The organism is Holdemania sp. (assembly GCF_986127675.1).
In genome coordinates this window covers 1-16,156 of sequence record NZ_CFQZWI010000072.1, presented here as the reverse complement: position 1 = coordinate 16,156, position 16,156 = coordinate 1, and the positions used below count along the sequence as shown (strand labels likewise).

General features: G+C 51.1%; 15 protein-coding genes. 12 read left to right on the top strand and 3 right to left on the bottom strand.

Annotated features, from left to right (window positions below):
• Nucleotides 1-85 precede the first annotated feature (85 nt).
• A complete protein-coding gene (locus AC5OW4_RS10895; protein WP_493676958.1) occupies nt 86-799 on the top strand; it encodes a pseudouridine synthase in 714 nt (237 codons plus the stop codon).
• Nucleotides 800-1,173: 374 nt separating this feature from the next.
• Entirely contained in the window at nt 1,174-2,388 is a 1,215-nt protein-coding gene (locus tag AC5OW4_RS10890) for a WG repeat-containing protein (RefSeq protein ID WP_295768490.1), read from the top strand.
• A gap of 62 nt (nt 2,389-2,450) precedes the next feature.
• On the opposite strand, the gene ispH is transcribed toward AC5OW4_RS10890, so the two are convergent.
• On the bottom strand, nt 2,451-3,362 hold the full coding sequence (ispH, locus tag AC5OW4_RS10885) for a 4-hydroxy-3-methylbut-2-enyl diphosphate reductase (RefSeq protein WP_072683430.1): 912 nt from the start codon (nt 3,360-3,362) through the stop codon (nt 2,451-2,453).
• A 312-nt stretch (nt 3,363-3,674) separates the two neighbouring features.
• Here ispH and AC5OW4_RS10880 point away from each other — a divergent pair, with 312 nt between their 5' ends.
• The 5 genes from AC5OW4_RS10880 (at nt 3,675) to AC5OW4_RS10860 (ending at nt 8,902) form a co-directional block, all read left to right on the top strand.
• Nucleotides 3,675-5,045 carry a DEAD/DEAH box helicase gene (locus AC5OW4_RS10880; protein ID WP_295768486.1) on the top strand — a complete coding sequence of 457 codons (1,371 nt, stop codon included), beginning with the start codon at nt 3,675-3,677 and terminating at the stop codon, nt 5,043-5,045.
• Nucleotides 5,038-5,925 carry a deoxyribonuclease IV gene (locus AC5OW4_RS10875; RefSeq protein ID WP_295768483.1) on the top strand — a complete coding sequence of 296 codons (888 nt, stop codon included), beginning with the start codon at nt 5,038-5,040 and terminating at the stop codon, nt 5,923-5,925. Before AC5OW4_RS10880 ends, AC5OW4_RS10875 begins: the two co-directional genes overlap by 8 nt.
• Nucleotides 5,926-6,087: 162 nt before the next feature.
• Nucleotides 6,088-6,537, top strand: a complete 450-nt coding sequence (locus tag AC5OW4_RS10870; RefSeq protein WP_072683427.1) for a hypothetical protein — start codon at nt 6,088-6,090, stop codon at nt 6,535-6,537.
• Between the two features lie 332 nt (nt 6,538-6,869).
• Complete coding sequence (locus AC5OW4_RS10865; protein WP_295768478.1) at nt 6,870-8,012, top strand: transglutaminase domain-containing protein; 1,143 nt, start codon at nt 6,870-6,872, stop codon at nt 8,010-8,012.
• A gap of 119 nt (nt 8,013-8,131) precedes the next feature.
• The gene (locus AC5OW4_RS10860; protein WP_195397292.1) at nt 8,132-8,902 is read left to right on the top strand and encodes a class I SAM-dependent methyltransferase; all 771 of its coding nucleotides are present in this window, start codon (nt 8,132-8,134) and stop codon (nt 8,900-8,902) included.
• 82 nt (nt 8,903-8,984) lie between these two features.
• Here the strand turns inward: AC5OW4_RS10860 and AC5OW4_RS10855 are convergent, their stop codons facing one another.
• Both AC5OW4_RS10855 and ispG read right to left on the bottom strand, forming a co-directional pair.
• Entirely contained in the window at nt 8,985-9,863 is an 879-nt protein-coding gene (locus tag AC5OW4_RS10855; RefSeq protein WP_295768474.1) for a carbohydrate kinase family protein, read from the bottom strand.
• A gap of 82 nt (nt 9,864-9,945) precedes the next feature.
• Nucleotides 9,946-11,001, bottom strand: coding sequence for a flavodoxin-dependent (E)-4-hydroxy-3-methylbut-2-enyl-diphosphate synthase (ispG, locus tag AC5OW4_RS10850; protein ID WP_295768471.1), 1,056 nt, complete (start codon nt 10,999-11,001; stop codon nt 9,946-9,948).
• Nucleotides 11,002-11,095: 94 nt separating this feature from the next.
• On the opposite strand from ispG, the gene AC5OW4_RS10845 reads away from it, so the two are divergent.
• The 5 genes from AC5OW4_RS10845 to AC5OW4_RS10825 all read left to right on the top strand — a co-directional run bounded on the left by AC5OW4_RS10845 (nt 11,096) and on the right by AC5OW4_RS10825 (nt 15,768).
• Nucleotides 11,096-11,233 carry a hypothetical protein gene (locus AC5OW4_RS10845; RefSeq protein WP_159432749.1) on the top strand — a complete coding sequence of 46 codons (138 nt, stop codon included), beginning with the start codon at nt 11,096-11,098 and terminating at the stop codon, nt 11,231-11,233.
• A 370-nt stretch (nt 11,234-11,603) separates the two neighbouring features.
• Nucleotides 11,604-13,832, top strand: coding sequence for a peptidoglycan D,D-transpeptidase FtsI family protein (locus tag AC5OW4_RS10840; protein ID WP_072683422.1), 2,229 nt, complete (start codon nt 11,604-11,606; stop codon nt 13,830-13,832).
• Nucleotides 13,833-13,926: 94 nt separating this feature from the next.
• Nucleotides 13,927-14,076 carry a 50S ribosomal protein L33 gene (gene rpmG / locus AC5OW4_RS10835; protein WP_020223239.1) on the top strand — a complete coding sequence of 50 codons (150 nt, stop codon included), beginning with the start codon at nt 13,927-13,929 and terminating at the stop codon, nt 14,074-14,076.
• A 99-nt stretch (nt 14,077-14,175) separates the two neighbouring features.
• Nucleotides 14,176-14,784 carry an MBL fold metallo-hydrolase gene (locus AC5OW4_RS10830; RefSeq protein WP_072683421.1) on the top strand — a complete coding sequence of 203 codons (609 nt, stop codon included), beginning with the start codon at nt 14,176-14,178 and terminating at the stop codon, nt 14,782-14,784.
• A gap of 225 nt (nt 14,785-15,009) precedes the next feature.
• A complete protein-coding gene (locus AC5OW4_RS10825; RefSeq protein ID WP_072683420.1) occupies nt 15,010-15,768 on the top strand; it encodes a DUF2087 domain-containing protein in 759 nt (252 codons plus the stop codon).
• Nucleotides 15,769-16,156 lie beyond the last annotated feature (388 nt).

Here is a 16,156-nt window from a genome sequence, read left to right as displayed (position 1 = left end):
TTTTCTTTGCGGCTGCCGTTTTCTTGAATTCATCACTTGACAATGTGGCAAAGATGGTCCGTCGGATGACAAGGCGGTTTGTGCGATGATGCGGCTGGATAAATTCCTGGCGCATGCCGGCTTCGGCACCCGCAAAGAGGTTAAGGAGCTGGTCCGTAAGGGCCGGGTTGTGGTCAATGGCCAGCGGGTAAAAAAGGATGATCAGAAAATTGACGAACGGCAGGATCAGATCCAGGTCGACGGCCGGATCGTCACTTATGAAACCGAAGTTTACATCATGCTGAACAAACCGCAGGGGGTCATCAGCGCTACGGAGGACAGCCGTTATGAAACCGTGCTGGATTGTCTGAAAACGAACCGCTCCGACTTATTTCCGGTCGGGCGGCTGGATATTGATACCGAAGGTCTGCTTCTGATCACCAACGACGGCGCTTTGGCGCATGATCTGCTTTCGCCGAAAAAGCATGTCGATAAGACTTATGAGGTGCATTTGGAAAGACCCTGGGATCCGCAGTATGAAGCGGCCATCCAAACGGGAATCCGGATCAGCGATGAGGAAGTCTGCCTTCCGGCGACGCTTCGGCAGACGGCAAAGCACATCATTCTGCTGACAATTCAGGAAGGTAAATTTCATCAGGTGAAACGGATGATGCACGCCTGCGATAACGAGGTCGTATATTTAAAACGGCTGACGATGGGCCCGTTGAAGCTGGATGAAACGCTGCAGTCGGGAGCGTGGCGAAACTGTACGCCGCAGGAAATCGAAGCCTTGAAAAAACATAAAAAAGCAGAACAGTAAAAGGGACCGGAGAACAATTCCAGTCCTTTTCTTATCCTCGTTGAATCAGCGCTGAAGCCTTTGTCCAATTCATTTTTCAACACGAACCAGCTGAATTGAATCGTTGTTCGCACGTCCATCCGTGAGGACTCAGGCTCAATTTTCCTGAACGAGGCAGAGGAATTCCCAGCCGTAACATTTGTGGAAACTTGTGTGATCCGTCAACAAATTAACGTTTTGACATCCTGCTGTCGTTTATCCTGGCAGACGGTAGGGAATAAGGCCCCGGCGATCCCCTGACAACGCCATTTCTTACATTTCCATGAAATTGTGAATCGAATTATTTATAATCCTGATCGTTTCTTTATAATAGAAGAAAAGGAAGGAGAAAAACGATGCGGCGATTCAGTCTGTTGATCTTGGGATTATTTTTAATGATTGGCTGCAGCACAAAGACTAAACCACAAAGTTCCTCCACGTCCAAACCGGAGACGATACCCTGCGTGGAAGCAACACCGGCGTCCACCCCGGCGGTGGAAGGTGAAATTGAAGTGGCTCTGTATTCTACCACGGCGGGTTCTCGCTATTTAGAAGATAATATTTACTATGTCGTGGAGGGCGATGATCACCTGAAGACAGGTTCCTTAGTAATTCTAAGAGGTCGGCAAGAGATTGAACAGGCAGCACTGCGCGTTATTTATCAGCCTGAATTTAACTATGAGAATGATCTTGTAGTCTTGAATGACTACGAGATTGAAGCCATGGAACCCGTTTACCCGGACCGTGATCTGCTTACTGAGATCAGTTTTGATGCGATTTATCCTTTGATCCAGCAATTTCCTCAGTCGGAGGCTGAATTGGAGCTTGTTGAGGGATACTTCATCCTGGAAAAAGCTGGCCTGTGGGGAGTAGCCGGCCCTCATGAAGAGGTGATCGTCCCAATCACAGGCCGCCGGGCGCCTGTTTTAGACAGTCTTGACTTGCATTGCGACGCTCAGGCTTATGATTTTTCACTGTTGCTTGACACGCCCTATCATCTCTGTTGGGGTGAACATGGGATCAGTGCGAAAGCGATCTATGGCGATGTGGCCACCGGCACTGCATACTTGGTGCAGTATGGCCATGATGGGCCGGGCATCTTTCATCCCTTCGACGGGTCGCGGATGAGCGGCGAGCTGGGCTTGTATCACGCTGTCAGCGGCTACTCTGAAACGCCGGAGGGCCTGCCCGAATATGAATGGCTGGATCGCGTCGGCGTCGTGAACCAGAAAGGCGAGCTGATCACCGGAGCAATCTATGATCAAGGTCTGGCGATCAATGGTGATCTGATTCCGGTGGCGCGGGATGGCTTATGGGGGTATGTCAATGCCGCGGGAGAAGAAATTATTCCATGCCAATATTTGGCGCCGCTGCCAATCGATCCGGATCGTGATCGCTGGGCGGCGTATCCTTTGGATCATGGACGAATCGTTGCGCAGGATCAAAGCGGCCGCTATGGCGTGTTGGGGATGGATGGTTCGATTTTGATTCCGTTTGAATATGATTTTGCCGCGCCGTTTTATGACGGTCAGATTTTGCTGGAAAAGGCAGGTGAGCGCACGATCCAGTGATTCGCGGAAAGGTTGACTGCCCGCGTAAACGAAAAAGCAACGCCGTGAAAACGGCGTTGTCTTTATAACAGATGATCCAGTTCAATGGCCGGATATTCCGGGGTGTTGCCTTGCGCAGCTTCGTTGAGATAGCCGATTACCTGCTGCGTCAGGTAGGTCGGAGTTGAAGCGCCGCTGGTCACGGCGATGCGCTCGCGGCCCAGGTAGTCCTGCGGCTTCAGCTGCCGCACGGTTTCGATCAGCAGCACCTCCGGGATTCCGCTTTGAATCGCAATGTCCTTCAGTTTGTTGGAATTGTTGGACTGCGGATCGCCGACGACGATCAACAGGTCGACGTTTTTTAGCTTCTGGATCGCTTCCTGACGAATCCGGGTAGCGTTGCAGATCTCTCTTTCAAAGCGGGCATGCGGATAACGTGCGCGGATCTGATCCATCAGCCGGCCGATTTCCAGAACGCTCATCGTCGTCTGGTTGGTGACCAGAATTTTGGGATTGTCAAGGGAGAGGGCGGCTAACGAATCCAGATCATACACCGGATGCACGCGCGGGCTGATCGCCAGCACGGCCTCCGCCTCCGGATGATTGCGCTTGCCGATATACAGCACATCCGCACCCTCGGCAATCGCCTGACGGACTAAGCGCTGGGTTTCCTTGACGTCGGAACAGGAAGCGTCGACGCAGATCAATCCTTTTTGCCGCGCTTTCTTGGCGACTTCCTCGCTGATCCCATGGGCCGTAAAGATCACGATGCCTTCGTTTACTTCATCCAGCAGCTCCAGCCGGGTTTTGCCTGCCTGTTCCACGCAGCGGATATGATCGAGCTGCAGGGCGTCGACGACATAGCGGTTATGCACGATCATACCGAGCATCGTAATCGGCACGCCCGGATTTTCCCGCGCTGTTTTGCGGGCCAGCGCGATGGCCTGCGTAACCCCTTTGCAATAACCGCGGGGAATGACGGGGATGATTTCCATAAATGAAACACTCCTTTTTCCTGAAATCATTATACCGTGAACGCCGATTTGTGCGCAAGTGAAATAAAATCCAGCGAGTCCGTCGAAAAACCCGTAAGATGCTCTCCTTCAGGCGGATTGTTCTGAAAAAATAAACAAATTGACTTGAAAACAGGAAGACTGGGCGAGATCATGGAAAAAGATGCAGGAAAAGCGGTGTGAGAATTGCATAAAAAGCTTAAAATCTGTATAATTGATGGGCAAAGTGAGAAGTTTAACGATCGGAACCGATTCGATAATAAACAAGTTTTCACCCCGTAAAGGAGGAATTTTATGACACAATTCAACGACTTCGCGCTGCGTGAGAGCACGCAGAAATTGATCGAGCTGGAAGGCTTTCAAGAACCGACAGCGATTCAGGCCGCCGTCATCCCGGTCGCGTTAAAAGGCCGGGACATCATCGGCATTTCTGAAACCGGCACCGGCAAGACCCATGCTTTTCTGATTCCGCTGATGGAAAAAATCAAACCTGAGCTGCCGCAGGTTCAGGCCGTCATTACCGCGCCGACCCGCGAGCTGGCCATGCAGATCTACAACCGGGCCAAAACGATGACGCAGGCGGATCCAAGGCTGCGTGTACGGCTGATTACCGGCGGGCTGGACCGGGAAAAAATGGCGGATTCCGTGAAGACCCAGCCGCATTTGGTCATCGGCACGCCGGGCCGAATCAAGGATTTATTTTTAGATCAGGAAGTATTGCGGGTCGATACCGCTTCGATCCTGATTGTCGATGAAGCGGACATGACGCTGGAATTCGGCTTTCTGGAGGATATCGACGCAATCGCTTCCCGAATGGGGAATCATTTACAGATGATGGCGTTCAGCGCGACGATTCCCCAAGGTCTCAAGCCGTTCTTAAAGAAGTATATGCAGACGCCGCAGACGATCAAAATCGAGCAGGAAACGAAAATGGATCCGAAGATCGAGCACATTCTGGTTCCATGCAAGCATCGCAGCTATGCCGAAACGCTGCTGCAGATTTTACCGGGCTTTATGCCGTATGTCTGCCTGATCTTCGCGAATACCCGCGAAGAAGCAGCTGCGACCGCCAACGCCTTGCGCGAGGCGGATGTGCCGGTGATCGAAATCCACGGCGGTCTGCAGCCGCGTCAGCGCCGGCAGGCGATGAAGCAGCTGGAACAGGCGGATCACCGCTACATCGTGGCAACGGATATCGCCGCGCGCGGAATTGACATCGACGGGATTACGCATGTTGTTTCGCTGGGATTCCCGAACGAACTGGATTTTTATATCCACCGTGCGGGCCGGACCGGCCGGGCAGGCCGTGAGGGAACGTGCTTCGCGTTATATCAGGAACAGGATGAACGTGCAATTCGATCCTTGAAAGAACGCGGCGTGCATTTTGAAGTCCGCTCGTTTAAAAACGGCGCGTGGCAGGCGCAGCGGCAGGCCGATCGCCGCAGAATGTCGCCGGGGCAGCAGCGCGAAAAGGAAATCGCACGGTCACTGAACCGGAAGAAGGAAAAGGTCAAACCAGGATATAAGAAGAAAAAGGCCGCTTTAGTCAAGCAGATCCAGCGCAAGGAACGCCGGGCGATGATCCAGAGCGAAATCCAGGCACAGCGCAAGGAACGCTACAAGGCGCTGCAGCGCCAGAAACGACAGGAGGGAAGCGATGAATAAGATCGGCTGTCATGTTTCGATGAAAGCGCCGGACTATTTTGCGGGCGCGGTCAAAGAAGCGTTGTCTTACAAAGCCAATGCCCTGATGATTTATACCGGGCCGCCGCAGAACACTCTGCGTAAGCCGGTGGAACAGCTGCGGATTGAAGAAGCACAGAGTTTGTTAAAGGAAAACGGGATTCCGTTAGAAAACGTGATCGTGCACGCGCCCTATATCATCAATCTGGGCAACGTTCAGAATCCGGATACCTTTGAATTGGGCGTCCGCTTCCTGAAGCAGGAACTGGCCCGGACGGCGGCAATCGGCGCGCGGTATCTTGTTCTGCATCCCGGCAGCAGCGTCAAGGCGCCGGCGGAAGAAGGTCTGGTGCAGATCATCGAAGGTTTGAATCAGGCGCTCGCTCAGGATGATCACGATGTGCTGATCTGTCTGGAAACGATGGCGGGCAAGGGCAGCGAGCTGGGCTGGAACTTTGAACAGCTAAAGGCGATGCGCGAGGGTGTGATGAAGAAAGAGCGGATCGCGTTCTGTCTGGATACCTGTCATATCCATGATGCCGGCTACCCGGTGGCTGAGCTGGATACAGTGTTAAAGCAATGGGACGACATGATCGGGCTGTCCTTATTAAAGGTCATCCATCTCAATGATTCCAAAAACGTCCGCGGTGCACGCAAGGACCGCCACGCCAATTTAGGTCATGGTGAAATCGGTTTTGATTCGCTGTACCGGGTATTTGCGGATCCGCGGCTGGGGGATGTCGTTAAAATTCTGGAGACGCCGTATGTCGACGATCACGCGCCGTATGGGCTGGAAATCGAAATGCTGCGAAGCGGCGCTTTCGATCCCCGGAAGCTGGATTGCCTGAAAGCGGAAAAATAGCTTGAGGGAAATCTGATAAAATTGAATCCATGGCAGGGCATGGCCTTTTGCGGGCTATGCCTTTTATCGTTGAAATTCAGGCAGGGGAAAAACTATTTCCGTCCTTTGAAAATTATAGTAGAATAAAAGCGCAGGATAAAAGCAAACAGGGAGGAATAAAAAGTGGATATAACGATCAGCCGTCAACATGTTTGTATGGGAGATGACGTCGACGATCATACCCTTACCTACACGATCGACGCCTCTACGAAGTTCAGCGAACTTTTTCTGGAACTCATAAAGCAAAAATATTTTCCGAACGTTTCCGGCGGCGACGGGGTTTGGACATTATTTTGTGGTCAGGATGATCTGATGACATGGAAAATAAAAGAGAATCAACTGTATAGTCGTTTTGTTGACGAAGAACCGACCATCCTTAGCGGGAAGCGCTGGACCACCGCGGTTGTCAATTTCAAATACTGCCCTTCCGGCTTGGAAAGAGCACGGCAGATTTTCACTCAGTTTGACGGTTTGAAATTTCATATCTGGCACGAAGGGTTTATGCCGGAATATGAAAGCTATCATATTTCACAGGCCATGGAAAACGAATGGCGGAAAACACTTGCAAAGTAATCTTTCCTGATTGAGCGGTTAAAATTGGAAAAAAAGAACCATACTCGCGCGGATGATTCGAGGATGCGCTGAGTAAAGAAATCTGGAATTCTTTCACTTCAGATGACGGACTGTTCGCTGTTTGCGAATGGTTCGTTTTTTTGTTATCTTCCTTTTTAGAAGCCGGGATCAACTGTTTCCAATCCTTCCTGATTGAGCGTCACTTCCGCGGGGATTCTGGTTGTCAGATAAAGTCGGATCAAGTCGTTCTTGTCTTTTTGAATTTTTAATGATACTGTATTATTATAAATAGTACAGATTGTTTAAAATCAAAATGAATGGGGGAAATCGAAATGATAAAAACAATCAAAATCATGTTTGGTTTACTCTGCCTGCTGAGCGGCTGCGCGGTAAAAACAACTGCGACTGAATCCCTGGAATCCCTGCCGATTGGATTTTATGAAGGCAGCGGGTTTTTCATCGACCATGACCGGCGGCTGGTTCTGATCAACACCGGTCGGGGGTGGCTTGGCCAGATCGGCGTGCAATCGCCGCTTCAAAGATTGGAGGAAGAGGCGGGAAAGCTCCTGTTCATTTATGAAAATGAACCGTTTACGCTGACCCTCTCCCAGGGAGAGGACGACTATCAGGGAAGTCTGAATAACAATGGGCAGACACTGGACGTAACGCTGAAATGGAATGAACCCGAAGCCGACGATCTGTTGAATTTCAGCCTCAATGCTTCAACCCGGGAGCGGCTGGAACTGTTGGTAAAATATCAGGACTATGCGCCTGACGGCAAAGTCCCGGCCTATCAATTTGAGCTGGGAAAAGATTCGCAGGCAGCATCGTGGCTGGACAAACATCATCTGGATGAGGTTTTGGGCGGAAAAACTGACGTGGAGCTGATGAAAGCCGGATTGTTCTGGGTCTGCGAGGAATATGATCACAGCTCTTATTCGCAATATCGCGGCGATATTGCGTTTGACAGCGTCGGCGTCTATGGCGACGAGGGAGGCGGCTTGAATTGCAACAACCTTTCGGTGCTGTTAAGCGGGATCCTGCGCAGCTATGGGGTGAAGGCGGTGCCGGTCTGGTGTCTTTCGGCAAGTCAATGGGATCAGGAGTGTCATGTCGTCGTGCAGGCGTACAGCGAACAGCTGGATCAGTGGATCTTCCTGGATCCGACCTACAATTTAATGTTGATGGACGAACAGGGAAATTATATCGGCGTGGAAGCGCTGCGCTCCGCCTTGATCGAAGGCCGTCCGCTGACGGCGAATCCGGAAGCGAACTATAACGGCGGGGCGTTTGGTTTAGACGACTACCGCGATTATATGACAAAGAATACCTTCCGTTTCGAACGTCCGGCAGTCTGCGGACGTGAAATCAGCGATTTTGTTTATCTGATTCCTGTAAATACGCAGTTATCGACTTCCCGCATGTTTACGACTGACTGGGATGCGTTCTGGGCAACGCCGGAAAAGGACGCTTAACAAAAAGCTTTGATCGCAGCGCGGCGCGAGGGGAAGTGATAAAAATCTCCGCTTTGAAAGACGTTGAAATTGATTTTGTGATAAACTTAAATTAAGAAGGATTGAAGGAGGGGGAGAACGTGGAGCTGCGCTTGAAATTCAATGAAGACGAACAGAATTATGATCGCTTTCGTCCGGGGTATCCCGATGCGCTGATGCAGGATGTGATCGAAAGCTTTCATGCCGGAGGGCAAAGCCGGATCTTGGAAATCGGAATCGGCACAGGACAGGCCACCCAGCCAATCCTGGATACCGGCTGTGATCTGACGGCGGTGGAGCTGGGGGAGAATCTGGCTCGATTTGTCCGCGATAAGTTTAAGCAGAGATCACGGTTTCAGGTGATTCAGGGAGATTTTATGGAACTGGAGCTTGCCGAAAACAGCTGGGATGGGATTTATTGCGCGACGGCTTTTCACTGGCTGCCGCAGAGAGAGGCATTAGAGAAAGTGCTGCGCTTGTTGAAACCGCAGGGCTGCCTGGCCTTATTCTGGAATCATCCTTATCCAAACCGGCTGGAAGATCCGTCGAACCGGATCAACCGCGAGGTTTATCAACAATTTTGTCCGTCGGATCAGGCTTTGAAGGGATTTGATGAAACGGATCTGGCGGTATGGAAAGACCGGCTTATCGAGGCGGGCTTCACATCCGTTCAAACGCATTTGTACCAGCGCGTGCGGACGCTGAATACCGAAGCGTATCTGGGGTTGCTGAATACGTATTCTGATCATCGGGCGCTGCCGGAAGCCCGTCGCCGGGCTTTTGAACAGACAATGGCCCAACGTTTGCAGGAAACCGGAGACCAGATTCGGATCTATGATACGCTTGATCTGTATCTCGCACGGAAACCCTAAATTAAAAAGACAGAAAGGTCAAGCTGAAAAGATATCCTGTTTCAGCTTGGATTTCTGTCTTTTTTATGGCTGAATCGGCAGTTTAACGCAGCGGCCAGGGCAGGCGGAATGGAGCGAGCCCAGCGGTGTTCGCTCCTTTTGTCTGGACGGCCTGCGCCCCGCACCAACAGCCGTTTTCCAAAGCATGAGGAATGGGAAGGCCTCTCAGCGAGCTGGCGATGAAGCCGGCGCAGAAGCTGTCGCCCGCGCCGGTTGTGTCGACAACCTTGGCGGGATAGCCGCAGCAGCGCCAGACTTGCGTTGCTTGATAGGCGTTGGCGCCGTTAGACCCCATTTTCAGGACCACGGTATTTATGCCGAACCGGAGTAATTCTTCTGCGATTTCATCCGGCTGGAAGCGTGAGCACAGCGGACGGATTTCCTCAAGCGAGGGCATGAAAACGTCGATGTAAGGAAGCAGATGCGCCACGCCGGACAACCCTTTGTGATGCCGGTCGCGGGTCGTATCGCTGTAAATCGGAAGGCCAAGATCCCGCGCGCGGCTAAAAATCAGTTCCATGCCGGAAATTTCCAGTTCATGCAGCGTAAACAGCGAGCCTAACGACAAGGCGCGAAGAGAAGGCAGCGCCTCCATCGGAAAATCAGCCAGCGTGAAATGGCGGTGCGCTTCGCCGGTAACGGTGAAGCGCCGTTCACCCTGCGCGTCCAGCTGAATCCGGGAATGTGTTGTGATCTCGCCGGCATGCCGGCGCAGCCAGTCAATCTTGACGTTATGCGCCTGAAGCTGAGCGAGGATCAGATCCGCTTCCTGATCCTGCCCCAGCCGGGCGCTGCAGGCCGTGGAGAAGCCGAGTTTGGATAACAAGATCGCCTGATTCGCCGCATCCCCGCCGACCGCAGGCTTTTGCCCATCCGCATAAAGATCCAGCACGCAGCTGCCGAAACATAATAGATCCGTCATAATCCATTCCTCCTTAAACGTTGGCCATTGTCTTCTTCGATCGAAAAACTGCCGCAGGAAACAAGCTGCGGCAGCCGGAATGTTAAATCATTTTCAAAATTTCTTCTTTTAAGACTTCCACGATCTGATCCTGTGGAATTTTGCGGATCAGCTGGCCTTTCTTGAACAATAAGCCTTCCTCTTTGCCGCCGGCGATGCCGATGTCGGCCCGGCTGGCTTCCTGCGGTCCGTTGACCGCGCAGCCCATGACCGCAACCGTGATGTTGGCGTCAATCGTCGCCAGGAAGCGTTCGACTTCTTCGGCAATCGGAATCATATTGTACTGAATCCGGCCGCAGGTCGGGCAGCTGACTAGATTCGGGACGTTGTCGATCAGATTGAAACAGCGCAGCAGCTGCTTGCAGATGCGCAATTCCTCAACCGGATCCGCACTGACGGAAACGCGGATGGTATCACCCAGCCCGTCCATCAGAAGCGCGCCCAGCGCCGCGCTGGATTTAATCGCGCTGGATGTAAAGGTTCCGGCTTCGGTCACGCCCAAGTGCAGCGGATAGGGGAAGACCTCGGAAGCCAGGCGGTACGCCTTGATCGTCAGCATGACGTCGCTGGATTTAAACGATAAACAGATGTCATGGAAGTCCAGTTCCTCAAGAATTTCAACATGCTTGCGGGCGCTTTCGATCATCGCTTCCGCGCACGGCCGGCCATATTTCTCCAGCACCGCTTTTTCCAGGGATCCGCTGTTGATGCCGATCCGGATCGGAACGTGATGCTGCTTGCAGGCCTCGACGACAGCGACGACGTTTTCCCGGGCGCCGATATTGCCGGGATTGATGCGAATCTTATCGACGCCGGATTCAATCGCGGTCAGGGCCAATTTATAATCGAAATGGATATCGGCAACCAGCGGGACGCTGACCTGAGCCTTGATTTCCCGGATCGCCCGCGCGTCTTCCTGATCATAGACCGCCATCCGGACGATCTGGCAGCCGGCGTCCGTCAGCTGGCGGATTTGTTCCACGGTCGCCGCGACGTTTTTTGTCTTGGTATTGGTCATCGACTGAATGATCACTTGATTTTGACCGCCGATTTGCAGGTTTCCGACCTGAATCGGACGAGTTTCCGTTCTTTTTCTCATGAAATTCACCTCAGTAATCATTATAACATAAATTTGAAAGCGGGCGGACAGGAGAAAGAAAAGGAAAAAGGCAGACCTGAATGGAGGACTGGCAATGTCGGTCAACGACGGGATTCTGGTCAAAGCAGGAGATCAAACTCACGTGGAACAGGCGGGTATCTATACGCTGAAAGCAAAATATCAGAATTTTGTCAAACGTGCAAAAGCTTCGTTTTACAAACAATCAACATGAAAGCATTTCCCTTTTTCACTGGTAAAAAAGGCGGAAAATCAACTTTAAAAAATCGCAAAGACAAAGCGGCTTTCTCCATTTTCTGCATGCGGCGTATTTGCCATGCAGGGCAGATAAAAAGGAAATATAAAGGATTAACAAGCTTGAAAACGGAGATGGGTATCTTGAAAAGGGGGATAAAAGCGGGAAGCGGCAAACTTTAAATCATAGAAGATGATCTGCGTAAGTTGAATTTCCGTTTGCGACTTCTGAATCCTTTGCAAGCTGAGCTTATCATGGTTTGCGTGAACAGGTTTTCATCCGGTTGCTGCAAGTTTTAGCTTCAATCAGAAAAAAATAAGGTATAATAAGGCATACGAGGAGATCGTGCATGACAAATAAACCGTTACTTGGACCAAGAAAAACTAAAGATGATAAGAAACTGCATTGGGAAGGCAGCAGCGAACACCTGCGCAAAGCGCTGGATTTAAGCAAGATTGTCACCCGGCGTTTTCAGCTGGTCGCGCTGGCGGTATGCGTGGGCATGGCGGCGATCGTCGTCCGGCTGTATTCGATTCAGATGCTCAAGACTGATGATTACGCGCAGAAGCTGGCGACCTATACCCGCCGTTATCAGACGGTGACAACCCCGCGCGGTGAGATGCTGGACCGCAACGGCCAGGTGCTGGTCGGTAATAAACAACGTTTGAATATTACCTATTTCCCGCCTCAGGGAATCTCAGATGAAAAAGAATGGGAGCTGGCGCGGCGTTTTTCAACGGATTATGAAGTGGATGAAACCCAGCTGGGCACGCGGGATTTGAAAGATTTGTATCTGAGTCTGCATAAAAAGGAAATCGACGCCGAACGGATCACCGAAGAAGAAATGGCGGCGTATTATAAAGGTGATCTGAATGACAACGACATTTATTATCTGGAGCTGGCACGGATTACCGAGGAGGATTTACAGACGCTGGATACCGATCTGCGCAAGGCATATGTCGTCAAGCAGGCGATGGATATGCCTTCCAGCGGTCAGACCAAGATTATCAAAAGCGACGTCACTGTGGAGGAAGCGGCATTTTTAATCGAACACATGGAAGATTACCAGGGCTTTAACGTCGACTTCGACTGGGACCGCGAGTATCCGTTCGGGACGATGCTGAAATCAGTACTGGGCACCGTGACGACCTCCAAGCAGGGGCTGCCATCGGAGGATCTGGATTACTATCTGGCGCTGGATTATTCCCGCAATGAGAAAGTCGGACGTTCCGGTCTGGAAAAGCAATATGAGGGTCTGCTCAGCGGGAAGCGGTCAGTCTATGATCTGGCTTATGATGAAAACGGCACGGGTTATCTGAGCGAGGTCAATGAGGGATCCAAGGGCTACGATCTGGAATTGTCGATTGATGCGCGGCTGCAGCAGAAGCTGGACGAGATTTTAACCCAGGTGCTGACGGAATATAAAGATGATCCGTGGCGTCCGTTTATGGACCGGATCATGTATGTGCTGCAGGATCCGAATACCGGCGATATCCTGGCGATGTCATGCATGATCCGCAATGCTGACGGCTCGATCAGCGCCAGTCCGACAAGCATCTACACCGACGCTTATGCGCCTGGCTCGGTCGTCAAGGGGGCGACGGTCTATATGGGACTGGATCAGGGCGTAATTCAGCCGGGCGAGAAGATTTTGGACAACTATATTAAAATCAAGGACACGCCGATCAAGAAATCCTGGAAGACGCTGGGCTGGGTTGATGACGTGCAGGCACTGGCGCAGTCGTCCAACGTGTTCATGTTCAACGTTGCGATTCGTTTGGGCGGCGGCACGTATATTGAAAACAATCCGCTGCAGATCGACGCGAATACCTATCTGCTGATGCGCAGCTATTACAGTCAGTTTGGTCTGGGTGTATTAACGGGCATCGACGTGCCGAATGAAGCGGTCGGCTATATGCCGGGCAAGCTGGCCAACGCCGGCAACACGCTGGACTTTGCGATCGGTCAGCTGGATAACTATACGACGATTGAACTGGCGCAGTATGTTTCAACGATTGCCAATGGGGGCAAGAAAATCCAGCCGCGCCTGGTGCGCCGGGCGTTTGATCCGGGCACGCAGAACGTCGTTTATGAGAACTATGTCAACGTGCTGTCAACACTGGAAAATCCATCCGCGCTGGAGCGGGTGCGGCAGGGCTTCAACGCCTGCGTTTACGGGGGAATCTGTTATGGCTTAACGGATGTGCCGGTTACCATGTCCGCCAAAACCGGCACGGCGGAATCGTTTATCAATGTGACCAGCGAAGACGGGACGACGACCCGCTATGATACGACCAACAACAGCGTCGTCGCTTACGCGCCGGCGGAAAATCCGGAATTTGCGATGGCATGCATGATTCCGAACGCCTGGATCACCGGCGGCGGATCGCAAAGCAATCTCTGTCTGCGGATCACCAACGAGCTGACCAAAGCGATATACAATCCGAATGACGTCGCGGAAAATGCCAATCTGCCAGCGGATACGGATCCGGGCGCGGAAATCCCGACGGATACTCCGGCATTGCCGCCAGCGCAGGATCCTGTTGAACCGCAAGCATCGTCCGATCCGGCACAGTAAACGAAAATCACAAGAATTAACAGGTTTTTCAAAAAATATAGTAATTTAAAAAAAACTATGTTATACTTGTTTAGCATTATTAGGAGGAATATTCATGAGAGACGCAATTACTTTCAAATGTTCTGAATGCGGCGAAGAAAATTACATTGGGACAAGAAACAAGAGAAAACACCCTGAAAAGATGGAAATCAAGAAATACTGCCCACGCTGCAATAAGAAAACGACTCACAAGGAGAAAAAATAAAAGAAGCCGGATCCTGGCTTTTTTTATTTCGTTTAATTTTCAGCGATCGGTTAAAAAAATGAAAGTTTTCAATCAGATGTGAGAAAGAAGGAAAAGTAGATGAGAATTGAATCAATTCCCTCCGGCGCGTTTGCGACTAACACTTATATTCTTGAAGATTCGGGGACAGTGCTGATTCTGGATCCGACGGGCAAAGCTCAGCGGATTCTGGATCATTTGCAGGGACGCGTGCCGGCGGCGATTGTGCTGACGCATGGACATTTCGATCATATCGGCGCCGTTGACGAACTGGTCCGGCAGTTTCATTGTCCAGTGTATGTACATCCTGCGGATCAGGTTTTGCTTGAAGATGAAACCCTCAATGGAATGGCCGGAATGACGGCTCATGTCCGCAGTCAGACTCGTCCGTTAACGGAAGGGCTGATGAAGTTGGGCACGATTCAGCTGCAAATTCTGGAAGCGCCGGGCCATACGCCGGGCAGCGTACTGATTGTGATCGGTCAGGACTGTTTCTGCGGCGATGTCGTTTTTGAAGGCAGTGTGGGGCGGACGGATCTGCCCTTAGGCAATGATTCGCAGATGCGCCAGACGTTGAAAATGATTCGAACGCTGGATCCGCAGTTAAGACTGTATCCCGGTCATGGACCGGCGACGACGCTGGAGAAAGAATTCAACGATAATTCCTTTCTGCGGACTCGCCGCGGATAAAGTGGAACAAGCATCAGGCTGTGCGGCCGGTGCTTTTTTTTGAACAAAAAGCAAAGCTGGATGAAGCTTGGCGGATAGAACCCACAGATATATCGGACTGGGCCATAATAAATTGGCTGGAAATTAGAATAAGATTAAATTATGGTAGATAATCAAATAAACATCTATGAAATAAGTAGATTTTATTTTATAATGTTTGTATAAAATGGAATGGGGAGAGATGAAATGGAAAAACAGGAGCTGTGGGACGCCAGCGCGGAAGAAATCCGTCGGGGATATCGGATTGTAGATGAGGAAGCCGAGTGTTTGTTCTGCCGGCAGCGTTATCATCTTCAGGAAATCTATGCCCAGGATGAGCGCTGGGTGCTGGGCGAGCGGAAGATGAAGCTGCACGTTAAAAACGCGCATGGGTCGTCCTTAACGATGTTGCTGCGGTTGGGGCCGGAACCGCTGGGCGTCAGCGCGATGCAGCTGGAAATGCTGCAGGCGTTTGCGTCGGGACAAAGCGATCAGGAGATTGCGAAGGAAAAGGGCGTCACGTTATCAACAATTCGCAATTACCGGTTTAAGCTGCGGGAAAAACAGAAACAGGCGCAGTTGTTCGTCATGATGATGAATCTGCTTAACGAAAACACCGGCCGTTCTATCCAACAGTTAAACGATACGGAGCTGGTCGATGCGCATGCGGCGGCAGTAATGCGCGACGAGCGATATGAATTAACGGAAAAAGAACGCGAGACAATTCTGAAAACTTATTTTGACGCGCAGGGTGCGTTGAAGGAAATGCCGGCGAAAGCAAAACGGAAGCTGGCGGTATTGGCACAAATTGCCGAGAATTTCAAACCGGAAGTTCAATATACTGAAAAGCAAATCAACACAATGCTTAAACGGATCTGGCCGGATCACGTCTATCTGCGCCGAGTGTTAATTGAATACGGTTTTCTGGAAAGAACAGCCAACGGCAGCGCTTATTGGCGAAAGTAAACTGCAGGTAAAAGAAAAAATCTGTTCGATTAGGCAAAAATTCAAGGCTCTAATTGAAACAAGCTGACGGTGCAAGGTTAACCCGGACTGTGCCGTCAGCTCTTTTTATTATCCAGTTTTGGTAAAAAATGATAGAAATTCAGTTTTTTTTAAATATTGAGGGGGCTTTTTTCAAAAATGCGCAATATTGAAGGTGTAGGGGGCGAGAGAATATGGAAGAACGATTACTTGCTTTACTGCGGATGGCTTTAAAACAGCACGCCACCGATCTGCATTTTTCCATCCGCAATGAAACAGTGACGCTGCAGATGCGCTGCGGACTTCAGATTAAGGACATTGAGACTGAGGCGCAGGACCTGAAATTGTTCCGTTATCTTCAATACCGGGC